The organism is Mesobacillus subterraneus (assembly GCF_003937825.1).
Lineage (GTDB): Bacteria > Bacillota > Bacilli > Bacillales > Cytobacillaceae > Mesobacillus > Mesobacillus subterraneus.
Map to the genome: position 1 here is coordinate 26,383 of NZ_RSFW01000026.1, position 22,158 is coordinate 48,540.

Below are 22,158 nucleotides of genomic sequence, written 5' to 3' on the forward strand. Positions count from 1 at the left end.
GAAATGGAGATGGATGAAATGAATGAACATTTCAGAGTGGAAAAAGATTTTTTAGGTGAAAAATTGATTCCAAAGGATGCATATTATGGTGTCCAAACAGCACGTGCCATTGAAAACTTCCCCATTACAGGATCCCGGATTGATGACTCTCTCATCAAAGCCATGGCAATCGTAAAAAAGGCGGCAGCCCTTGCGAATGCCGATACTAGCCAACTCAACAGGAAGCTGGCAGAGGTGATTGCCTTGGCCGCAGATGAGGTAATCAGTGGGAAACTCCATGATCAATTCATCGTGGACCCGATTCAAGGCGGCGCTGGCACTTCCATCAATATGAATACCAATGAAGTGATAGCGAACAGAGCACTTGAACTGCTCGGTGAAGAAAAGGGAAACTATAAAATCATCAGCCCCAATTCCCATGTGAACATGTCTCAATCTACTAATGATTCTTTTCCAACCGCCATCCATTTATCAACATTGGCTACATTGGAGAGTTTGCTTGTGGTAATGGAAGAGCTTCACGAAGAATTTATGTCAAAGGCAAAAGAGTTTGAGGGAGTCATAAAAATGGGCCGGACGCATCTTCAGGATGCTGTTCCAATTCGACTCGGACAGGAATTTGCTGCTTATGCAAGAGTGCTAAAAAGAGATATTAAGAGAATCAAGGCTACAAGAGACCATCTATATGAAGTGAATATGGGAGCAACCGCCGTAGGTACGGGGTTGAACGCGGACCCTGTATACATTGAGAAGGCTGTGGGCTATCTCATCCAATTCAGCGGCTTGCCATTAACAGGATCAGAAAATTTAGTGGACGGTACCCAGAATACAGATTGCTATATTGAAGTCTCGGCAGCCTTAAAGGTCTGTATGTTGAACATGTCAAAGGTGGCCAATGATTTAAGGATGATGACATCTGGACCGCGCTGTGGCTTCGGAGAGATCAATTTGCCTGCGCGTCAACCCGGTTCATCCATAATGCCAGGCAAAGTCAATCCTGTTATGGCAGAGGTTCTGAATCAGAGTGCCTTCCAGGTTGTCGGCAATGACTTAACCATCAGTATGGCTTCAGAAGCTGGACAATTTGAATTGAATGTAATGGAGCCGGTTATCGTATTCAACCTCTTGCAATCCATTAAAATCATGACGAATGTCTTCGCAGTTTTCCGCGAATATTGTCTGAGCGGTGTCACGGCGAATACAGATACACTGGAAGCGTACGTGAATAATAGTGTTGGAGTCATAACAGCCATCAACCCGCATGTCGGTTATGAAATGGCGGCTTCTATTGCACGGGAAGCAATTACGGGTAATAGACCTGTCCGTGACATCGTTTTAGAACGGGGAGTGTTATCGAAGGAGGACCTAGACCTTATTCTCAATCCATTCGAGATGACTCATCCGGGCATTGCAGGCAAAGAATTGATGGCCAGAAAAGAGGAAAGAGAAATCCTGTTTGTATAAAACAATCTGCAGGTAAGGAGAGAGTTTTTAATGGAGCTAAGAAAGAATCAGCATCTTTATCGTAAGTTACACTCGCTGTCAGGAATCATTCCGGTTGGGGTGTTCTTGACGGTTCATCTATTTGTGAATTATACAGCGACATGGGGACAGGAGGCTTATAATACGGCGGCAGGAATCATGGTTAATCTGCCTTTTAAATACTTCCTTGAAGCTTTCATTATTTTTATACCTATGTACTTCCATGCAATATACGGGATTTACATTGCCTTTCAGGCTAAGAACAATGTTGGCAGGTATGGATATACACGGAATTGGAAGTTCTTGTTGCAAAGGATCACGGGTGTCATTACCTTTATTTTTGTGACATGGCATATCTGGGAAACGAAAATTCAGGTAGAGTTTTTTGGGGTAGATGCGAACTATCATTTGATGGCCAATATTGTCGATAACCCGATTTCTTTAATTTTTTACATCATTGGCATTGTTTCAGCAGTATATCATTTCGCGAATGGAATCTGGACATTCCTGATTACATGGGGCATAACTGTTTCACCAAAATCACAGAAGGTTTCTGCATACATTACACTTGGGCTGTTTGTCGTACTGTCCATAATTGGAGTACGTGCAATCTTGGCATTTGCTTAATAGATGGATAGGAGGGCATTCATATGAGTAAGGGAAGAATCGTGATCGTAGGCGGCGGGCTGGCAGGCCTGATGGCGGCAATAAAAATCGCTGAAAGGGGAACGATGGTGGACTTGTTCTCGATCGTTCCAGTGAAAAGGTCACATTCCGTTTGTGCGCAGGGTGGAATTAATGGAGCAGTCAACACAAAAGGAGAGAATGACTCCCCGTGGGAGCATTTTGATGATTCAGTTTATGGGGGGGACTTTTTAGCCAATCAGCCACCTGTAAAGGCAATGTGCGAAGCTGCCCCAAAAATCATCCATATGTTTGACCGAATGGGTGTCATGTTTAACCGGACACCTGAAGGGCTGCTTGATTTCAGGAGATTTGGCGGGACACAACATCATCGAACGGCCTTTGCGGGGGCTACTACCGGACAGCAGCTTCTTTATGCCCTGGATGAACAGGTTCGCAGTTTTGAAGCTCAAGGTCTGGTAACGAAATATGAAAATTGGGAATTTGTTTCAGCTATTCTTGATGACGCAGGCGTTTGTCGTGGAATTACAGCACAAAATCTCCGGACCATGGAGATGAAGGCATTCAGTGCCGATGCTGTCATCATTGCCACAGGTGGGCCAGGACTGATTTTTGGCAAGTCCACGAATTCGACCATCAATACTGGGTACGCTGCAGCGCGCCTATATGAACAAGGCGCTCTGTATGCAAATGGAGAATTCATTCAAATCCATCCTACAGCAATTCCAGGAGATGATAAAAACCGGTTAATGAGTGAATCCGCACGTGGAGAAGGGGGGCGGGTCTGGACTTATAAAGATGGAAAGCCGTGGTACTTCCTTGAAGAGAAATATCCCGCATACGGGAATTTGGTTCCCCGCGATATTGCTACCCGTGAAATATTCGATGTCTGTGTGAACCAAAAGCTTGGAATTGACGGAGAGAATAAAGTATTTCTGGATCTGTCACATATAAACTCCCGCCAGCTCGATATCAAGCTTGGAGGGATTATGGAGATCTATGAAAAATTCATGGGGGATGACCCGCGTAAAGTTCCAATGAAAATTTTCCCTGCGGTCCATTATTCAATGGGCGGACTGTGGGTGGATTATCAGCAAAGGACGAATATACCTGGTCTGTTTGCGGCGGGCGAATGTGATTATTCACAGCATGGAGCCAACCGTCTTGGCGCAAATTCACTCCTTTCGGCTGTCTACGGAGGCATGGTTGCCGGTCCGTCTGCCCTTGAATACGTGCTTGGATTGGATAAATCGGTCGATTCCATTTCAACCAGCTTCTTTGATCAATTTGCCAGAGAAGATAAGACCAAGTTCGAATCCATTCTCAAAATGGATGGCAAAGAGAATGCCTATCTTCTCCATAAAGAGCTTGGAGAGCTGATGACGGCAAATGTAACAGTTGTCCGTGAAAATAAAAAGTTGAAAATGACATATGAAAAATTACATGAATTCAAAGAACGCTATCGCAACATCAACATTGAGGATACAGCAAAATGGAGCAATTCAGGAGCTTCTTTCACAAGACAGCTGGAAGGCATGATCAATTTAGCGCATGTCATTACACTCGGGGCATACCAGAGGAACGAAAGCCGTGGAGCTCATTACAAACCTGAGTTTCCCGACAGGAATGACGATGAGTGGCTGAAGACTACCATGGCGAGTTTTAACACCAATACGAAGCTGCCAGAACTTTTTTATGAGGAAGTGGATGTGTCGCTGATTGCACCAAGAAAACGTGACTACACCAAATCCAAGAAGGGAGTTAAGTAATCATGCCATCTCATGACAAAATCCATTTAATTATAAGAAGGCAAAAGGATGCAGCCTCGGCTCCTTATCATGAGGAGTTTTATGTACCATATCGTACAAATATGAATATCATTTCAGCTTTAATGGAAGTACAAAAGCACCCTGTGAATCGAAATGGGGAAGGAACGACACCTGTCATTTGGGAGTCGGTGTGCTTGGAGGAAGTATGCGGGTCCTGTTCAATGGTCATCAATGGCAAACCCAGACAAGCCTGCTCCACGTTAATTGACCAGCTGGAACAGCCGATCAGAATAGAACCTCTAAGCACATTCCCTGTTGTGCGGGATTTGGTGGTCGATCGACAGCGGATGTTTGACTCTTTAAAAAAGGTGAAAGCATGGATACCAATTGATGGGACACATGATTTGGGCCCAGGACCGAGGATGGCTGAAAAAACGAGGCAATGGGCATATGAACTTTCAAAGTGCATGACTTGTGGGTGCTGTCTTGAAGCATGTCCGAACGTCAACCACCAGTCTCCATTCATGGGGCCTGCTCCGTTATCCCAGGTGAGGTTATTCAATGCCCATCCTACTGGTGCCATGCACAAGGAAGAGCGAATAGAGGCAATCATGGGTGAAGGAGGAATCACTACATGTGGGAATTCCCAGAACTGTGTAGAGGTTTGCCCGAAAGGAATTCCGCTTACCACATCGCTCGCGCATTTAAATCGCCAAGTGACTATCCATTCATTCAAAGCATTTTTTGGAAGCTATTAATGTAAAGGTCCGGCACATTAAAGTGTGCTGGACCTTTATTTATGGCGAGAAATATGGGTTGACCGTGGGGAGTGCTGCATAGATAATTCGACCAAATAGAAAAAGCGAACCGGATCCGGTTCGCTTTCAAGTAACTTGCTACTCCACAAGATGTATATAAGTCATCCATTATAAACTTTTGCCGCGGTAAAAATTCCACTTGATCATTTTAAACCTAAACGACGCAAGCCCTACCTCTCTTGCATCCTTACGGCTCCGAAGCCGATCCAGTGTGAATAAGTTGTTACCAAAAAATATAAGCAGAACGCCATTATTGTTATAGTCGATGTGTTTCAAGTTACTTCTATTGGCGAAGCTTACTTATTGTAATTCATTTTCCAGCAGATGTCAACAGCTAAAGCATGGTTTTCTTAGTCTTTACTGCTTACGGAGGTTTTCCTGTGCCATTCTCACAAGTTCGCGCACCATGCCGCCGCCTAGTCTGCCTCCCACTTTTCCTGCTTCTCGTGTTGTCAGTCCGCCATTATAGCCATTTTTCAGCGGCACTCCAAGCTCCCTTGCAGTCTCGAATTTAGCATCCTCAGCTTTCATCGTACCTGCTACCTGGGCTTTCAAATCATCCAATGCTCTCCTGGCTTCTGGCACCAGGATTTTGTTTCTTCTTGCCATGATGATCCCTCCATGTTGGATATAAAGTTAGTATTTCTCCTGCAAGGGAAATTTATTTTTAATAAGAAAAGTTTGCTGTCTATTAAAAAAGGGTAAATATTATCGCGGTTATTTATCCTCACAGTTATTAACAGGATAAACTATGATGTTTCGAGTATTCCACAGACTTATACACATTATCCACAGAGAATAGAGGTATTGAACAAACCCAATGTATAACAAGCGATGCGGAATTTTATTAACAATATTCACATTCTTGTGGATAACTGAAAAATGAACTTTTGGTGAAGTGTATTGTTAAGAAGAATAAAAGGGAGTATAGTAAAGATATCAAAAGTTAGTGAAAAAGTTCACAAAGAACTCCCCTTATCTAACTGATGATTATTTCTCCCGCCCCTTATGCAAGCAAAAAAGCAGAATCCGAATGTGGATTCTGCTTTTTGCTTGCATTAAGGGTTACTTTCTTCGTTTCTTCGCACGCTCATCCGCTGCTTTTGATCTTGCCATTGCTTCAAGGTCGTCATGATCTGCCAGGTCTCTGTCGAATTCCACGTCGATGCCATCTGACTTCATGTTTTTAGGAACCTGAGGCAGTGATGCTTTATTGCGGTCTCGTGTTTTATGTCCATGTGCTCGTCCCATTCGAAAAAACCCCTTTCAAAGTAGTAAAGGCCTTTTAAAATGAAAAAGTACGGAAAATTTCATTTCCGTACTCATATGGTCTGTCAAAAGCGGCTTCTTAATGCCTAATATCTCTTTCCATTTGTGTAGCCGCCAGCTCTGTCAGCCTTCTTGAATTCATGGCTGTATGTAACTTCCTGCATGCTGGATAATGTGCTTTTTGTTTTATCCCTTTTCTTCTTGTCCATGGTTGCCCACCCTTTCAAAATGATTTACTTTACCAGTATTTCCTTCTTAATCAGGATTAAACAGGATTAATTGCTGAAAATGTCTTGGAGTGCGTCTCTCAGATCAGGGTAACGAAAAGGGTATCCGGCCTTTAAAAGTTTCTCAGGAAGTGCTTGCTGTCCCTCCAATACAAGGATACTCATTTCACCAAGCAGTATTTTCAATGCGAAGGAAGGGACAGGCAGCCAGTGAGGACGTTTCATGATTTGTGATAATACTTTTCCGAATTCATCCATTGTCACAGGGGAGGGAGCAGAGAAATTAACTGGTCCCTCCAAATCGGTGTTCTCAATTGCAAAAAGAACACCGCCAATGACATCCTCGATATGAATCCATGACAGCCATTGATTGCCTGAGCCAATTTTTCCGCCTGCGAACAGATTGTAAGGAAGCGCGATCCGCGGGAGTGCGCCGGCCTTCCGATCAAGGATGACTCCGAATCGGCAGAGAACGATTCTGACTCCGAGAGCTTGTGCTTCACTTGCTGCCGCTTCCCAGTGTTGGACCGTTTCAGCGAGAAAATCATGGCCGGGTGGTGATTGCTCAGTGAATTCTTCGATCGTTGAAGTTCCATAATAACCAACAGCGCTGGCATTGACCAAAACCCTTGGCTTGACCGGGAGTAATTCCATGATCTTTTTTACTTCAGAGGCTGCCTGCAATCGGCTCTCAAGGATTTTCCGTTTATATTCATCTGTCCATCTGCTGTTGATTGTTGCGCCGGCAAGATTCACGATCGCCTCGATTCCTGCAAGCTCTTTTTCTGGCTGGTCCCCGGAATTTAACCACTGAATGTACCTGGGGTTAGAACTGCTATTTAGGCCATTCGTATTCCTTGTTAGAATGTACACTTCATGGCCTTTTTCAATCAATTCTCTGCTCAATGCTTCTCCGACTAGACCTGTGCCTCCAGTAATGGCTATTTTCAAGGGAAACCCTCCTCAAGGATCTATCTTGTTTATATAGTACTCCTTTTCAAATGATAAACCTCCTATGGATGTGTTAAAGTTTCAGTAGAGGTGAAAAACATGCCAGTTATCACAAAAATCTCCGTCCAAAAACATAACAAGAATCGATATAGTGTTTTTACTGACAGCGGCCGCGGGGAAGAATATGCCTTCAGTGTGGACGAGGATGTATTGATCAAATATAGTCTGAAGAAAGGTATGGAGCTGGATGACCTTTCAGTGACAGAAATGCTTTTCCAGGATGATATACGCAAGGCCTATAATACGGCCATTAATTATTTGGCCCATCGGATGCGCTCAGAAGCAGAGGTCTGGGAGTATCTGAAGAAAAAAGAAATAGCAGAACCCGTCATCAAAGAAGCCGTCCATAAATTATATGAATTCAAATTCCTGAATGATGAAGAATTTGCAAGAGCTTTTGTCCGTACAAAGTTGAATACAACGGACAAAGGAGCAGGGGTCATTCAATTGGAGCTGAAGGAAAAAGGCATCGCTCCGAACCTCATTTCCTCAGTCATCGAAGAGGTTTCTTCTGACGATCAATTGGAAAAAGCGATTAAACTGACCGAAAAATACGCTCAAAAAAACAAAAAAGATTCTTCGAGAATCCTTAAGCAAAAAATTGAACAAATGCTGCAGCGGAAGGGATATTCGTTTTCCATCATTCGTGCAGCTATTGACGAAACTCAAATTGAAAAAGAAGAAGATGATGAAATGGACGCCCTCCGGCTTCAGGGAGAAAAGCTTCATCATAAATACAGTAAGCTTCCTGTCCATGAATACAGACAGAAACTGAAGATGGCTCTATATCGTAAAGGCTTCCCGATGGAGATGATTGACGAATTCATTTCCGAGAAGGAGAATGAAGAATAGATGAAAGAAAAGTCATGACAGAGCGTCATGACTTTTTCGATTCAATGATGATTTCGTTTTTTTCCAGGTTGTTCATGATGATGTCCGCTACTTCTGCGGAGGAACGCAGCCTCGAAGGGTCTGAAACATGATCGCTTTTTTCCCAAAATGGAGTATTCATGCCCCCCATATAAGCTGCAACGAAGCGGATGCCGGTATCTTCGTATTCTTTTTGGAGACTTTCAGTGAATCCCCTGACAGCAAATTTGCTGGCGCAATAGACCGCTTCATTCTTTTTGCCGCGAAGCCCCGCAGTCGAAACAATATTCATGACGAGCCCATCTTCGTTCCTTTCGAGGTATGGAAGGATGGCCTTGGTCATATGGATTGTCCCCAAGACGTTCGCCTGGAACATTTCCTCTATTTCCTTATCAGAAATCGCGGAAAACGGACCGAAATGGCCGACACCTGCATTGTTGACGAGTCCATATATGTCATGCTTTTTGCTGATGAGCAATGCTTTTTCTTTAATGTCCTCTAAATTTCTGAGGTCCAGGACCACTCTGTCCGAGCTGCCGCCAGAGTTTTCGATATGTGTCTGGACTTCTTTAAGCTTATCTTCAGTTCTTCCTGTCAAAATCATGTGGTAGCCTTGTTTGGCCAGCAGCAGGGCGAGTTCCTTGCCCAGGCCGGTACCGGCACCAGTCACTATGATTGTTTTCATGATAGCCTCCTTGAGATAACATGCTATAATTTAGTTATATCTTAAATGCTTGATTGAAGAAAGCGAGAACAATCCAGGAGTGAAAAACGATGAGCAGAGAGAAACGCTACAGCGAGATGTCTGATTATGAATTGAACCAGGAAATCGCCAGCTTGCGTGATAAAGCGAGAAAGGCCGAGCAAATGGGAATGGCGAGTGAGCTTGCCGTTTATGAGAGGAAAATCGCCATGGCGAAATCATACATGCTGAATCCGGATGATTTTAAGCCAGGTGAAATTTATGGAATCGATGGAGATCCAGGCTCCTATTTCAAAATTGATTATATGAATGGAGTTTTTGCCTGGGGAGCTCGTTTGGGCGGAGAAGGCAATGAAGAAGCTCTGCCGATTTCCTTATTGATTAAAATGGAGCAAAACCAGAAGTAATATCTGGTTTTGCTCTTTGTTTCTAATGGTCTTTGATGGCTGCGGTCGTGTCATCTTCACGGTGTGATGACGCGTACATTCTCTCCTGTGGATGAGTATTTATTGTACCGTCAGCCCTTCTTGATGCGTATTCAGCTTTTGCCCGCGGTTCACCTTCAAGCTTGTTGTTGTTCTGGTTCGGGAAGTTGGTTACTTTATTTCGCATATTGGCCTCCGTGAAGGGTAAAATTACGTGTATGCCAAAATAGCTGCACGCAATTATAGTATTCGATAAATGCAATCATTGCATAACAAAATAAAAAATTGGCAAAGGGTGATCAGCATGCAGGATATTCATGAAAGACTAGCCAGTCTGCTTCTGGAGAAGAACAGCGGTATTACGTATGAGCAGGCACTGACATGGGTCGAGCTATTGTGGGGCGACTTTGAAGCGACTTACGCAAAAGCGGGACATGATTATATGGGCAGTGAAATGACGGAGAAAGTCGTTCGCCAGTGGATCGAGAATTATGGCGGCCAGCTTCATGAGTTTGTGGCCAGAAATCCAAAGTATAAACATTTACTTGAACAAGGTGATCAGAATAAGCCGAATTAATACGAAAAAAATCCCCGTGCTCCACGGGGATTTTTTTATCCTTCTCCAGGAATGAATTCTAATTTCTTCCGCAATTTTTCTTCACTGTAAATCCATCCGGTATAAGAGCTCAGGATTTCCAGGTCTTTGCTCAGATTCACTACGGCGACAAATGGATAATGGCCATTGCTCCGGTAGCGCAAGTCAATAAACCTGACTTCATAGAAATCATCATATTCATCACATTCCCAGCGGTAGACCGGTGAAAAGCTGAGAAACGCGGAAAGGTTCTTGTCTTTCTTTGCTGCTTCCAGCACAGGTGTTTCAGGTACTGGGACACGATTGAACTGGTCCAGGATCCGGACATGACTCTTATGGCCGCGTCCGACAAAGAACTGGTGCTTATTCATGATAGCAACCCGCCAGTGGTTGAGCCGCATTGTCGGGGCAATGATGATCTCTGTGGCATCCGGGACCATCTGCTCGACCGCCTTCCTGACTCTGTGCTTCATGATGAATCGGTAAATGTAATAGAACACCAGGATGGAGTAGATGACCAGGAACGTGTGGCCTGGATGAAACCCAAAAGCCCACAGGAACAATCCTACGACATGGAAAGCGAAAATAATCGGGTCAAACGTGTTGATTACCCCCAATGCGACCCATTTCGACGAAAATGGCCTCAACGCCTGGGTTCCGTAAGCATTGAAAATGTCGACAAAAACATGGAGGAATACGGCTATAAATGTCCAAATCCATAAATGCAGCAGATTTGCTTCAGGATTAAAAAAGTGAATGCCGCCAGCAATAAGAATCGGCCATAACAGCACTGCCGGTATGGAATGGGTAATGCCACGATGATTTCGGATATATACTGCATTGTTCCTTAATTTTAATACCGTATCAATGTCGGGGATCTGTGAGCCGACAAGTGTTGCGATTAGGACGCTGCTCGCAGTGGCGGTGCTTTCGCTGACAGCGGGGTCAAGTGTGGCCAAGCCGCCAAGAGCGAACCCCATTACCACGTGGGTTCCAGTATCCATGGAAACCGCCTCCTTTTTATCGTATTTTGACTTGCATGCCAGAAAAATTTTTGGCAGGTAAAAGTTCTTGTCACATTCTGAATAATAGTTTACGTTTAAAGGGCTGTACCCATCAGACCCCTTTGCGATTGTATCTTCGAAAAGGAGCTGTCTTACATGATTCAAATGATTGTGCAGTATGAAGTGAAGCAAAATCTGCTTGGCCAATATCAGGAGGCCATCGAGAAAATCTCAGCCATGCTTCCAGAATTCGAGGCAGATATGTTTTCCTGCAGCGAGTCAGACCAGCGAAATCTCTTCGTTGAATCATTTTACGTCCCGACTGAGGCGCACTACCATGCATTGAAAAAAATCCGCCTATCACGTTCACATTCTGTTTTTGGCAGGCTCGAGGATTTTGTGCCGGGCGGACTAGATTGTGTTGGCTTCATGGCGATTAAGCAGAAGCGTTAATATTATATTCCCAAATTTCCGGAAAGTTTAACACCTGGAGGAACAAAAGTGGCAATGGACATCAAGAAAAGTGTAGATAAATTGGATATAAAATCCTTTCAGGATGATTTGATAGGATGGTTTGCAAGCGAACAGCGTGACCTGCCCTGGAGAAAAGACCAGGATCCTTACAAAGTGTGGGTTTCAGAAATCATGCTGCAGCAGACAAGAGTGGATACTGTCATCCCTTATTTTAATCGATTTTTGGAAAATTTTCCAACGATAGAGGCGCTCGCACATGCTGATGAAGAAAAGGTCCTTAAGGCATGGGAAGGGCTTGGTTATTATTCCCGAGTCCGTAATTTACAATCCGCTGTCAGGGAAGTCCATGAAAAATACGGCGGAAAGGTTCCAGATTCACCCGAAGGGATTTCTTCCTTGAAGGGAGTGGGGCCATACACAGCTGGTGCGATTCTGAGCATCGCTTACGGCAAGCCAGAACCTGCGGTCGACGGAAACGTCATGAGGGTCTTGTCACGTATCCTGTTGATCTGGGATGATATCGCCAAACCATCTTCCCGCAAAATATTTGAAGCAGCCGTAAGAGAGCTGATTTCACAAGAAAACCCATCGTATTTTAATCAGGCTTTGATGGAGCTTGGCGCCCTGATCTGTACCCCAACCTCGCCTTCCTGCCTGCTTTGCCCGGTAAGGGAACATTGTCAGGCATTTGAAGAAGGAGCACAAAATGAACTGCCTGTTAAAACCAAGAAGAAAAAGCAGAAAAGCATCCTGCTCGCGGCTGGGATTTTTAAAGATAGTGAAGGGAGAATCCTGATCCGCAAAAGGCCGGAATCAGGATTGCTGGCAAATCTGTGGGAGTTCCCGACAGTTGAACTGAGCCTTGATTTCCAAAGGCAGCGTGACCAGCTGTCAGATCATTTTGAAGAGAGTTACGGAGTCCGTCCTAAGATTGACGAATCATTAGGAGAAATCGGCCATGTTTTCTCGCATCTGATTTGGAACATTCATGTATTTGCTGGTCAATTTGCCGGTGAGATTGATGAAAGTCCACAATTAAAGCTTGTCAATCAACATGAAATTCAGGAGTATGCTTTTCCTGTTCCGTACCAAAAAATGCTCAAACAATACCTGGAATTCACAAAGGCTGACTAACCGCTGGGGTTATCAGCCTTTGTATCTATTTAGTCGTAGCTAACTTTAGTGCCGTGAGTGTAATCCGCTTCATTGCGATTCAAGCCGCCCCTGCGTTCGATTTCTTCAACAATCTCCCTGTGAATCGTTTGTCCTTCGACATTCAGGTAGGGGACCATCTGCTGAAGAGAGTGATGGAAAAAGGCAAGCTCGCTGTCCTTCCAATCTGTTTTAGACATCATAGATAATTCAGTCATATCGCGGCCTACATACATCAGGAATCATCCTTTCAAAAATGATCAATCTAAAGATTAGTGTTTTCATTATGGCTGTTTTTTATCAACGGGGATTTTGTCCTTATTGTCATATATACCTGAAAAAGCTAAAATGAAACAAAATTGGTCAGCTCTATTTTTTACATAAGAGTAATTTGAAGAACATGACTTTGATAACGAAAGGAAGTAATTTCACATGACACAAAAAGTGGCACTTATTACAGGCAGCAGCAGGGGAATCGGCAAGGCGGCAGCCATCAGGCTGGCGACAGAAGGGTACGATATTGTGGTCAATTATGCCCGCAGCAAAAAGGCTGCCCAGGAAACCGCAGACGAAATCGAAGCGCTCGGCAGAAAGGCTCTCGTCATCAAAGCGAATGTCGGCGATGTCAGCAAAATCAAAGCGATGTTCGAACAAATTGATGCTGAATTCGGCCGGCTTGATATCTTTGTCAACAACGCGGCATCTGGTGTGCTTCGTCCAGCCATGGAGCTGGAGGAATCGCATTGGGACTGGACAATGAATATTAACAGCAAGGCACTGCTTTTCTGTGCGCAGGAAGCGGCCAGGCTGATGGAAAGAAACGGCGGAGGGAAAATCGTCAGCATCAGCTCGCTGGGATCAATACGCTATCTTGAAAACTACACCACGGTCGGGGTGTCAAAAGCAGCCCTTGAAGCATTGACGCGTTACCTGGCCGTCGAACTGGCCCGTAAAAACATCGTGGTCAATGCCGTTTCAGGCGGTGCAGTCGATACCGAAGCGTTGACACATTTCCCGAACAGGGAAGAGCTCCTCGCAGAGGCAAGGGAAAAAACACCTGCAGGCAGAATGGTCGAAATTGAAGATATGATCAATGCCATCATGTTCCTTTTAAAAGACGAATCCAGCATGATCCGCGGACAGACAATCATTGTGGATGGCGGAATATCCCTGTTGGTATAGGGGTAGTTTTTGGATTGATTTGGTAAAAAAAGTTCGGATATCTCCCTCCTCGGATGGTTAATCTATTATTCGTGGAGGTGATAACAATGGCAAAACAACCTAATCAATCTCAAGCGGGAACTAACATCCAACAAGTAAGACAGCAAAACGCTCAATCTGCTGGCCAACAAGGTCAATACGGTACTGAATTCGCAAGTGAAACAAACGCTCAAGAAGTACGCCAGCAAAACCAGCAAGCTGAAGCTCGCAAAGGCCAAAACTCTGGTCAACAGCAATAAGCTAGCTGACAGGAAGGCACTCTTTATTCGGAGAGTGCCTTTTCCTTTGTGATTCTGTCGCAGCGAGTGAATAAGAATGCTACATACCAAAAGGGGATAAGTGTCCGCCTGGTAGATGATGAACAAAAAAAGATGAGAAGCGGAAAAAGTACACATTGTAAGATTCAATTATGGCAATTTCATGATTGGGCTATTTTGAATCTAGATCTGATTTCTTTCGACAAAGGTTCCAAATCCTCTACATAACTAGTCAAAGGATTTCATCCGCCATCCAAGAATACTTAAGGAGATAAATTTTACAGGCGGTGGAAAAGCATGGATAAATTTAACGAATTGGTGTCTACACAAATGCAAACGATGGAAAAGCTTCTTTATCTGCAGTCTGAATTAGAACGGTGCCAGGAGATTGAAAAGCAGCTTGATGCTCTTAAACAAAGTGCTGAGCTTGAAGACGTCCGCTTGGAAATAGACAGGAAGAAGCAGGAGCTTAAGGAAATCCACCGGATGTTCGAGAAGCAGACGGAGGAAGTGATCCATACTTATCAGGAGCTTGCTGTGACTTTCCGTTAACAGTCGAATATAGTGAATTTTTATAAAAATTTATGCAATTTTAATGAGCCATCGAGGAAATCGGTGGCTCTTTTGTTTTAAATTCTCTCGTTAACCGTTATAATAATAAAAAATAGGAATCGTTCTTTGTTGCCTTTTGTCGTTTTTCGATTTTTCTAGATAAATATCATTTGATAGGTTGCAAAGTTTCCGGGAAAGGAAAGTAGGGGAGAAGAACATGGGCGTACCCATAGAAGGTGAATCTGTCCAAATCCATAGTTATAAGCATAATGGGCACATCCATCGAGTCTGGGAAGAAACCACCGTCTTAAAAGGAACACAGAATCTTGTGATTGGCGGAAATGACCGGACAGTCGTGACTGAGTCAGACGGCAGGACTTGGATTACAAGAGAGCCTGCGATCTGTTACTTCCATTCTCAGCTGTGGTTCAATGTGATCGGCATGATCCGGGAAGATGGCGTGTATTATTATTGCAATATCAGTTCTCCGTTCATCTTTGACGGAGAAGCGCTGAAATATATCGACTATGATCTCGATATCAAGGTTTTTCCTGATATGACGTTTAATTTACTTGATGAAGATGAATATGAGCGTCATCGTAAAGAAATGCAGTATCCTGATGTGATTGATAAGATCCTGAAATATAATGTCGAGAAGCTTAAGCGCTGGATCAGGCAAAGAAAGGGTCCGTTTGCTCCAGACTTTATCGATATTTATTATGAGCGTTATTTGACGTATCGCCGTTAACCAACCAGGGTAGACAAGTTTCAGCCTGTTGATTGATTCAACAGGTTTTTGTTTCGTATTTAGAAGGCCAGGCTCCATGAGGGGGAACAAAATTGGGCAGCATCAGAAGATATTTAAAATTTGTCAAACCATACCGGCTGCAGATCATCGGCACCATTATCATCGGGGTTCTTAAATTCGCAATCCCGCTGATGATTCCATTATTGATAAAATTTGTACTCGATGACATCATCGGCAATGAGGCGTTGAGCAAGGATGAAAAAATAGACAATCTTATATGGATCATGGGCATTATGGTGGTCGTGTTCGTCGTGTTCCGTCCGCCGATTGAATATTACCGTCAATACTTTGCACAATGGACCGCAAGCAAGATTCTATATGATATCAGGGACAGGCTTTTCACCCATATGCAGCGGCTCAGCTACAAATATTATTCCAATACCAGGGCAGGGGAAGTCATCTCAAGGATGATCAATGACGTTGAGCAGACGAAAACCTTTGTGGTGACCGGTTTGATGAACCTGTGGCTGGACGTTGCTACGATTCTGATAGCAGTCGCTATCATGTTTACGATGGACGTACAGTTGACCTTTGTGTCACTCATTCTCTTTCCTTTTTATGCTTTTTCGGTCAGGTACTTTTTCGGAAACCTCCGAAGCCTCACAAGGAAACGTTCACAGGCATTGGCAGAGGTACAGAGCTATCTGCACGAGCGGGTGGCCGGGATATCGGTCATCAAAAGCTTTGCGATCGAAGATTATGAACAGACTCAATTTGACACCCAGAATAAGAATTTTTTAACGAAGGCATTGGATCATACCCGGTGGAATGCCAAGGCGTTTGCAGTCGTCAATACAATCACCGACATCGCTCCGCTTCTGGTGATCGGTTTTTCCGGTTATCAGGTCTTGCAGGGCAATCTTACCATTGGAGAAATGGCTGCATTCATTGCTTATATCGACAGGCTGTATAATCCGCTCCGTCGTTTGGTGAACTCCTCCACGACCCTGACTCAGTCGATCGCATCAATGGACCGTGTCTTTGAATTCATGGATGAAAAGTACGATATCAAGGATTCAAAGGATGCAGTCGAGCTTAAACAGGTACATGGAGACATCACTTTCAAGGATGTGAGCTTCGCCTATGAGGATGAAGGAGAAACCGTCCTGAAGAACTTGAACATTGATGTAAGAAAAGGGGAAACAATTGCCCTTGTCGGTATGAGCGGAGGCGGAAAGTCTTCGTTCGTAAGCCTGATTCCGAGATTCTTCGATGTGACCGAGGGGCAAATCCTCCTCGACGGGAAGGACATCCGCTCCTTCAAGGTGCGTTCATTGCGCGATAAAATCGGCATGGTTGCACAGGATAATATTTTATTCAGTGAATCGGTAAAATCGAATATCCTGTTAGGAAAGCCAGGAGCAAGCGATGAAGAAGTAATCGAAGCAGCCAGGGCTGCGAATGCGCACGAATTTATTATGAATCTGTCTGAAGGCTATGATACTAAAGTCGGGGAAAGAGGTGTCAAACTTTCCGGTGGCCAGAAACAGCGTGTTGCCATTGCAAGGGTGTTCCTGAAAAACCCTCCAATCCTGATTCTTGATGAAGCAACATCGGCGCTTGATCTGGAGAGTGAGCACTTGATCCAGGAAGCCCTCGACAAGCTCGCGAAGGACAGGACTACTTTTGTGGTGGCCCACCGCCTATCCACCATTACCCATGCTGACAGGATTGTCGTCATCGAACATGGCGAAATTAGCGAAGTCGGCAGCCATGAACAACTGATGGCCAAACAGGGTGGCTATTACAGGCTGTTCCAGGTGCAGCAGCTGGAGAATTAAATAAGAGGAAAAAATCCGGAGCGAAATGTCGCTCCGGATTTTTTTGTTCGTCACCAACGCCCAGGAAGGCTTCGATTGAGTTTTTCTGCTGGATAACATACTAGATTGATGACTGGCATACATATAGTACCAAATGCCTAATACTATTCTAAATTATTATTATATTTAAATAATTAAGAAAAATCAGTAGACTAACTAATAACATTTAATATAAAATGTTTTACACAGACAGATGTGATTTTTATTCAGCAATAATATTTCGGTAATGGAAAGGAGTAGAAATGTGGTCCATGCTCCGGTATTAGAAGTGAAAAATTTAAGGACATCCTTTATCACATCGGATGGTGAAATTCCTGCAGTAGATGACGTCAGCTTTTCGGTGAATAAGGGAGAGGTTCTTGGAATTGTTGGGGAGTCAGGTTGCGGAAAGAGCGTAACATCCTTATCCATCATGAAGCTCATACCACAGCCGCCAGGAAAAATCGCAGGCGGGGAAATCCTCCTTAATGGGGAAAATCTAGTTCATGCCTCAGAAAAAAGGATGCGTGAAATACGCGGAAATGAAGTGGCGATGATTTTCCAGGAGCCAATGACTTCGCTTAACCCGCTTTTCACAATCGGCGAGCAGCTGGTTGAAGCGCTGAAAATACATAAGAAACTAGGCAAAAAAACGGCCTATCAGCAAGCTGTAGAGATGCTGAAGCTTGTCGGGCTTCCGCGGGCGGAGCAAATCATCAGGGAATATCCGCATCAGCTCTCTGGGGGAATGAGGCAGAGGGTGATGATCGCAATGGCTCTTAGCTGCCATCCGCGAGTGTTGATTGCTGATGAGCCAACTACGGCTCTTGATGTGACGATACAGGCACAAATCCTTTCACTAATGAAGGATTTGAACGAAAAGCTAGATACCGCCATTATCATGATTACACATGACCTTGGAGTCGTGGCAGAGGTTTGTCAGCGAGTCGTCGTCATGTATGCCGGGAAAATCGTTGAGGAAGGACTTGTGGAGGATATCTTCAAGAATCCGAAACATCCATATACGCTAGGCCTGCTTAAATCGATTCCGGATATCCGCGACAAAAAAGAACGGCTTTACTCAATTCCGGGAAATGTGCCTAAGCCAGGTTCCATCACTACTGGCTGCCGTTTTGCAGCCAGATGCGAATTTGTCATGGACAGATGCTGGAGCGAGAATCCGGAATTGTACGAAACAGAAAGGCCGGGTCACGCTGTCCGCTGCCTGCTGCATGAGAAGGAGGGGGTAGCCGATGACAGAAGTACTGTTAAAAGTTGATGGACTGAAAAAGCATTTCCCGATAACGGGAGGAGTCCTGGGAAAACAGACAGGAAGCGTGAAAGCCGTTGATGATATAAGCTTCTGGGTCAATAAAGGGGAGACGCTCGGCCTGGTTGGCGAGTCGGGATGCGGGAAATCCACCACCGGAAGAATGCTCATGCGGCTGATTGATCCTACAGAAGGCCAGGTTGTGTTTGAAGGGAAGAACCTCGTCACACTTTCGGACAATGAGATGCGGAAAACAAGGAAGGATATGCAAATGGTATTTCAGGATCCATTTGCATCGCTAAATCCAAGGCATACTGTCGAAAAAATCCTAGAGGAACCGCTGATTGTCCATGGAATCGGCACGAAGAAGGAACGCAAGCAAATGGTGAATGAGATGCTGGAGGTAGTAGGCCTCAGCAGCTATCATGCCAAAAGGTATCCACATCAGTTCAGCGGAGGACAGCGGCAGCGGATCGGGATAGCCCGGGCCCTGATGACCAGACCTAAACTCATCATTGCCGATGAACCTGTGTCTGCGCTGGATGTATCGATCCAATCTCAAGTATTGAATCTTCTGGAGGACCTTCAAAAGGAATTTCAGTTGACTTATATTTTCATAGCCCATGATTTAGGGGTAGTAAAGCATATCAGTGATCGAGTCGGTGTGATGTACTTAGGAAGACTGGTAGAAATCACAGATGCCGACCGTCTTTATGAAAAACCGCTCCACCCGTATACGAGAGCCTTGCTTTCGGCGGTCCCGATTCCAGATCCAGCTGTAAAGAGGGAGATGGAACTGCTGACGGGCGATATTCCAAGCCCGGCAAACCCGCCTAAGGGATGCGCCTTCCACACAAGGTGCAAGGAGTGCATGGAGATTTGTAAGACGGATCGGCCCGAATTGCGGGAAATTGAACCTGGTCATTTTGCTGCCTGCCATCTGTATTCCTGATAAGCTGGGACTGAACTTTTCCAGACAGGAATGTGTGCAGGAAGAACAGCATAGATGATAAATAACATGGACTGGAATACATAAAACTGGTCCGAAAAAACAAGGGGGAAGAATATGAAAAGGCGTTTTGGATTAATGTTTTTTGCTTTTATCCTCATCCTGAGCTTGGGGCTTGCCGGCTGCAGCAATGAATCCGGCGGCAAGAAAACTGGCGGGGAGTCTGGTTCTGACGGCGGATCATCGTCTGGCGGAACTCTTGTATTTGGCCGCGGTGGCGATTCTACATCGCTTGACCCAGCTGTAACAACGGAAGGTGAAGCTTTCAAGGTAACAAAAAACATCTATGAAACTCTCATCGAATTCGGTGAGCAGGATACAGAAATCAACCCGGGTCTTGCAGAGAGCTGGGAGGAATCTCCTGATGGCCTGAAACACACATTAAAGCTTCGTAAAGGTGTTAAATTCCATGATGGAACTGATTTCAACGCCGAGGCTGTCGTATTCAACTTCGAGCGCTGGAAAGCAGGAAACAAAGAGCAATTCTATTACTACAACTCTCAATTTGGCGATGTCATCAAGGAAGTAAAAGCAGTGGATGAGCATACAGTTGAATTCACATTGAACCGTATTCTGGCTCCATTCTATAAAAACCTTGCCATGTCACCATTCGGGATCGCAAGCCCAGATGCAGTCAAGGAGCATGGAGATAAGTTCATTGAAAACCCAGTTGGTACTGGACCATTCAAGTTCAAAGAATGGAAGAGAAACGACAGGGTCACATTGGTGAAAAACGAAGATTACTGGAAAGAAGGACTACCAAAGCTGGATGAAGTCATCTTCCGTGTAATCCCTGAAAACTCTGCTCGACTGAATGCTCTTAACACTGGAGAAGTCGACATCATTGACGGCGTGAACTTCAGTGACGTGGAAGCAATTGAGGGCAATCCGGATCTGCAGACTTTCTATCGTCCTTCTTTGAACGTAGCATACCTTGGATTGACGAACACACGCGGACCGCTTAAAGAGAAGAAAGTACGTCAGGCTCTGAACTATGCTGTAAATAAGCAATCGTTAATCGATGCATTCTATGCTGGTGCAGCTGAACCTGCCATCAATCCAATGCCAAAGTCGGTAGCGGGATATAATGATGCAGTTAAAGATTATGAATATAACCCTGAAAAAGCGAAAGAGCTTCTGAAGGAAGCAGGATTTGAGAATGGTTTTGAAATTGAACTGTGGGCAATGCCAGTTCCAAGACCATATATGCCAGATGGAAAGAAAGTGGCTGAAGCCATTCAGAAAGACTTCGCTGATATTGGCGTAAAGGCAAAAATCGTTTCCTACGAGTGGGCAACATACCTTGAAAAAGCACGTATGGGCGAAGCAGATACATTCTTGCTTGGCTGGACTGGCGACAATGGCGACGCGGATAACTTCCTTTACGTGCTATTAGACCAGGACAACATCGACAGCAATAACTATGCTCGCTACGAGAACCAGGAAGTACATGATCTGTTCATCAAAGCTCAATCTACAAACGATCAGGCAGAACGTGAAAAACTTTATAAAGAAGCTCAAGTCCTTATCAAAGAAGATGCTCCATGGATTCCGCTTATCCACTCTGAGCCAGCCCTGGCAGGAAGAGCTGACGTAACTGGATTCAAGGCACATCCAACAGGTTCTGACGAGCTTGCAACGGTTGAATTCAAAAAATAATGCATCAGGAAAAGGGAGAACATATGCATTCTCCCTTTTTTTGATAAAGAATTTAACATGCTTGCGAACTGCTGCTAATAAATCTATCAACTATTAAACTATGAAGCATCAAGAAAAGAGGTGGGAAGGTGTTTGCCTATTCTGTCAGAAGGATATTTTCACTAGTTCCTGTATTGTTGGGCCTTTCACTTATTGTATTTTTTATGATCAGAGCAATCCCAGGCGATCCCGCCCAAGTCATTCTCGGGCAGCTGGCGACCAAGGAAGCGATTGCGGATTTAACAAGAGAACTGGGCCTCGACCAGCCTTGGTATATTCAATATTTTAACTATCTGGGCGGTTTGCTGACCGGTGATCTTGGACAATCCTTGAGAACGAAATCGGAAATCAGCAGTGAAATCTGGCCATATCTTGCTGCGACAATGGAACTCTCCTTCGTCGCAATGATGATTGCGATTTTCATTGGTGTGAATGCAGGAATCATCAGTGCCTGGTTCCAAAACTCATGGTTTGACTATGCGGCTATGGTTCTTGCGCTTGTGGGTGTTTCCATGCCGATCTTCTGGCTTGGTTTGATGGAGCAATGGCTTTTTGCAATAAATTTGGACTGGCTGCCGACTTCAGGCAGGGAAGAGGTCCGGAACCCTGTTGAATCCATTACGAATTTTTACATCATCGATACCCTTATTCAGGGGCGTACGGACCAATTATTAGATGTCCTGAAGCACCTCGTGCTGCCGGCAATGGCATTGGCGACGATCCCGATGGCGATCATTGCGAGGATTACACGCTCGACCATGCTTGAGGTCATGCGTTCTGATTTTATCAGGACAGCAAGAGCAAAAGGATTGCGCATGTTCTGGGTTGTCTATAAACATTCCCTGAAAAATGCCATTATTCCCGTTCTGACTATTATCGGTTTGCAGACAGGCTTGCTGCTGGGCGGAGCGATCCTGACAGAAACGATCTTCAGCTGGCCAGGAATTGGCCGTTATATTTACGAGGCGATCAATTATCGTGACTATCCAGTAATCCAGACAGGCATCCTGATCATTGCCCTGCTCTTTGTACTCATCAACCTTGTCGTTGATTTACTGTACGCAGCTATTGATCCAAGGATCAAATACCGGTGATGAAAG

General features: G+C 44.6%; 26 protein-coding genes. 18 read left to right on the forward strand and 8 right to left on the reverse strand.

Annotation, left to right across the window (positions count from 1 at the left end):
* The first annotated feature begins 18 nt into the window (after nucleotides 1-18).
* Genes aspA through sdhB form a run of 4 tightly spaced genes read left to right on the forward strand, consistent with a single transcriptional unit; the run spans nucleotide 19 to nucleotide 4,654 of the window.
* Nucleotides 19-1,464, forward strand: coding sequence for an aspartate ammonia-lyase (gene aspA, locus EJA10_RS19955; RefSeq protein WP_246017889.1), 1,446 nt, complete (start codon nucleotides 19-21; stop codon nucleotides 1,462-1,464).
* 30 nt (nucleotides 1,465-1,494) lie between these two features.
* The gene (locus tag EJA10_RS19960; RefSeq protein WP_125481796.1) at nucleotides 1,495-2,109 is read left to right on the forward strand and encodes a succinate dehydrogenase cytochrome b558 subunit; all 615 of its coding nucleotides are present in this window, start codon (nucleotides 1,495-1,497) and stop codon (nucleotides 2,107-2,109) included.
* Between the two features lie 23 nt (nucleotides 2,110-2,132).
* Nucleotides 2,133-3,896, forward strand: coding sequence for a succinate dehydrogenase flavoprotein subunit (sdhA, locus tag EJA10_RS19965; protein WP_125481797.1), 1,764 nt, complete (start codon nucleotides 2,133-2,135; stop codon nucleotides 3,894-3,896).
* A 2-nt stretch (nucleotides 3,897-3,898) separates the two neighbouring features.
* The gene (gene sdhB, locus EJA10_RS19970) at nucleotides 3,899-4,654 is read left to right on the forward strand and encodes a succinate dehydrogenase iron-sulfur subunit (protein WP_125481798.1); all 756 of its coding nucleotides are present in this window, start codon (nucleotides 3,899-3,901) and stop codon (nucleotides 4,652-4,654) included.
* 417 nt (nucleotides 4,655-5,071) lie between these two features.
* Here sdhB and EJA10_RS19975 read toward each other — a convergent pair whose 3' ends face one another.
* From EJA10_RS19975 to EJA10_RS19990, 4 genes are all read right to left on the reverse strand, one after another.
* Complete coding sequence (locus EJA10_RS19975; RefSeq protein ID WP_125481799.1) at nucleotides 5,072-5,323, reverse strand: alpha/beta-type small acid-soluble spore protein; 252 nt, start codon at nucleotides 5,321-5,323, stop codon at nucleotides 5,072-5,074.
* Nucleotides 5,324-5,779: 456 nt separating this feature from the next.
* Nucleotides 5,780-5,965, reverse strand: coding sequence for a YfhD family protein (locus EJA10_RS19980; protein WP_125481800.1), 186 nt, complete (start codon nucleotides 5,963-5,965; stop codon nucleotides 5,780-5,782).
* A gap of 104 nt (nucleotides 5,966-6,069) precedes the next feature.
* Complete coding sequence (locus EJA10_RS19985) at nucleotides 6,070-6,192, reverse strand: YfhE family protein (RefSeq protein ID WP_125481801.1); 123 nt, start codon at nucleotides 6,190-6,192, stop codon at nucleotides 6,070-6,072.
* A gap of 66 nt (nucleotides 6,193-6,258) precedes the next feature.
* Nucleotides 6,259-7,161 carry a TIGR01777 family oxidoreductase gene (locus EJA10_RS19990; RefSeq protein WP_125481802.1) on the reverse strand — a complete coding sequence of 301 codons (903 nt, stop codon included), beginning with the start codon at nucleotides 7,159-7,161 and terminating at the stop codon, nucleotides 6,259-6,261.
* A 99-nt stretch (nucleotides 7,162-7,260) separates the two neighbouring features.
* On the opposite strand from EJA10_RS19990, the gene recX reads away from it, so the two are divergent.
* Complete coding sequence (recX, locus tag EJA10_RS19995) at nucleotides 7,261-8,073, forward strand: recombination regulator RecX (protein WP_125481803.1); 813 nt, start codon at nucleotides 7,261-7,263, stop codon at nucleotides 8,071-8,073.
* A gap of 25 nt (nucleotides 8,074-8,098) precedes the next feature.
* Here the strand turns inward: recX and EJA10_RS20000 are convergent, their stop codons facing one another.
* Nucleotides 8,099-8,776 carry an SDR family NAD(P)-dependent oxidoreductase gene (locus tag EJA10_RS20000; RefSeq protein WP_125481804.1) on the reverse strand — a complete coding sequence of 226 codons (678 nt, stop codon included), beginning with the start codon at nucleotides 8,774-8,776 and terminating at the stop codon, nucleotides 8,099-8,101.
* Nucleotides 8,777-8,865: 89 nt separating this feature from the next.
* On the opposite strand from EJA10_RS20000, the gene EJA10_RS20005 reads away from it, so the two are divergent.
* Nucleotides 8,866-9,201 (forward strand): YfhH family protein, encoded by a 336-nt coding sequence (locus tag EJA10_RS20005; RefSeq protein WP_125481805.1) that lies wholly within the window; start codon nucleotides 8,866-8,868, stop codon nucleotides 9,199-9,201.
* Between the two features lie 22 nt (nucleotides 9,202-9,223).
* Here EJA10_RS20005 and EJA10_RS20010 read toward each other — a convergent pair whose 3' ends face one another.
* The gene (locus EJA10_RS20010) at nucleotides 9,224-9,406 is read right to left on the reverse strand and encodes a small, acid-soluble spore protein K (protein WP_125481806.1); all 183 of its coding nucleotides are present in this window, start codon (nucleotides 9,404-9,406) and stop codon (nucleotides 9,224-9,226) included.
* Nucleotides 9,407-9,523: 117 nt separating this feature from the next.
* Between EJA10_RS20010 and EJA10_RS20015 the strand changes: the two genes are divergently transcribed.
* Complete coding sequence (locus EJA10_RS20015) at nucleotides 9,524-9,796, forward strand: YfhJ family protein (RefSeq protein WP_125481807.1); 273 nt, start codon at nucleotides 9,524-9,526, stop codon at nucleotides 9,794-9,796.
* A gap of 35 nt (nucleotides 9,797-9,831) precedes the next feature.
* On the opposite strand, the gene EJA10_RS20020 is transcribed toward EJA10_RS20015, so the two are convergent.
* Complete coding sequence (locus tag EJA10_RS20020) at nucleotides 9,832-10,818, reverse strand: metal-dependent hydrolase (RefSeq protein WP_125481808.1); 987 nt, start codon at nucleotides 10,816-10,818, stop codon at nucleotides 9,832-9,834.
* Nucleotides 10,819-10,974: 156 nt separating this feature from the next.
* On the opposite strand from EJA10_RS20020, the gene EJA10_RS20025 reads away from it, so the two are divergent.
* Entirely contained in the window at nucleotides 10,975-11,271 is a 297-nt protein-coding gene (locus EJA10_RS20025; protein ID WP_125481809.1) for a hypothetical protein, read from the forward strand.
* 54 nt (nucleotides 11,272-11,325) lie between these two features.
* Entirely contained in the window at nucleotides 11,326-12,426 is a 1,101-nt protein-coding gene (gene mutY, locus EJA10_RS20030; RefSeq protein ID WP_125481836.1) for an A/G-specific adenine glycosylase, read from the forward strand.
* Between the two features lie 29 nt (nucleotides 12,427-12,455).
* Here mutY and EJA10_RS20035 read toward each other — a convergent pair whose 3' ends face one another.
* A complete protein-coding gene (locus EJA10_RS20035; RefSeq protein ID WP_125481810.1) occupies nucleotides 12,456-12,680 on the reverse strand; it encodes a hypothetical protein in 225 nt (74 codons plus the stop codon).
* Between the two features lie 196 nt (nucleotides 12,681-12,876).
* On the opposite strand from EJA10_RS20035, the gene fabL reads away from it, so the two are divergent.
* The 9 genes from fabL (at nucleotide 12,877) to EJA10_RS20080 (ending at nucleotide 22,152) form a co-directional block, all read left to right on the forward strand.
* Nucleotides 12,877-13,626, forward strand: coding sequence for an enoyl-[acyl-carrier-protein] reductase FabL (gene fabL / locus EJA10_RS20040; protein ID WP_125481811.1), 750 nt, complete (start codon nucleotides 12,877-12,879; stop codon nucleotides 13,624-13,626).
* 86 nt (nucleotides 13,627-13,712) lie between these two features.
* Nucleotides 13,713-13,904 (forward strand): gamma-type small acid-soluble spore protein, encoded by a 192-nt coding sequence (locus EJA10_RS20045; RefSeq protein ID WP_125481812.1) that lies wholly within the window; start codon nucleotides 13,713-13,715, stop codon nucleotides 13,902-13,904.
* 315 nt (nucleotides 13,905-14,219) lie between these two features.
* Entirely contained in the window at nucleotides 14,220-14,474 is a 255-nt protein-coding gene (locus tag EJA10_RS20050; protein WP_125481813.1) for a YgaB family protein, read from the forward strand.
* 217 nt (nucleotides 14,475-14,691) lie between these two features.
* Nucleotides 14,692-15,222 carry a nucleoside tri-diphosphate phosphatase gene (ntdP, locus tag EJA10_RS20055; RefSeq protein WP_125481814.1) on the forward strand — a complete coding sequence of 177 codons (531 nt, stop codon included), beginning with the start codon at nucleotides 14,692-14,694 and terminating at the stop codon, nucleotides 15,220-15,222.
* Between the two features lie 92 nt (nucleotides 15,223-15,314).
* Nucleotides 15,315-17,063 carry an ABC transporter ATP-binding protein gene (locus EJA10_RS20060; RefSeq protein ID WP_125481815.1) on the forward strand — a complete coding sequence of 583 codons (1,749 nt, stop codon included), beginning with the start codon at nucleotides 15,315-15,317 and terminating at the stop codon, nucleotides 17,061-17,063.
* A 283-nt stretch (nucleotides 17,064-17,346) separates the two neighbouring features.
* Nucleotides 17,347-18,360 (forward strand): ABC transporter ATP-binding protein, encoded by a 1,014-nt coding sequence (locus EJA10_RS20065; RefSeq protein WP_125481816.1) that lies wholly within the window; start codon nucleotides 17,347-17,349, stop codon nucleotides 18,358-18,360.
* Nucleotides 18,335-19,303: an ABC transporter ATP-binding protein gene (locus EJA10_RS20070; protein WP_125481817.1), complete on the forward strand. Its 969-nt coding sequence runs from the start codon at nucleotides 18,335-18,337 to the stop codon at nucleotides 19,301-19,303. The genes EJA10_RS20065 and EJA10_RS20070 overlap by 26 nt, the downstream gene beginning before the upstream one ends.
* A 114-nt stretch (nucleotides 19,304-19,417) precedes the next feature.
* The gene (locus tag EJA10_RS20075) at nucleotides 19,418-21,019 is read left to right on the forward strand and encodes an ABC transporter substrate-binding protein (protein WP_125481818.1); all 1,602 of its coding nucleotides are present in this window, start codon (nucleotides 19,418-19,420) and stop codon (nucleotides 21,017-21,019) included.
* A gap of 128 nt (nucleotides 21,020-21,147) precedes the next feature.
* On the forward strand, nucleotides 21,148-22,152 hold the full coding sequence (locus EJA10_RS20080) for an ABC transporter permease (RefSeq protein WP_125481819.1): 1,005 nt from the start codon (nucleotides 21,148-21,150) through the stop codon (nucleotides 22,150-22,152).
* Nucleotides 22,153-22,158: the final 6 nt, after the last annotated feature.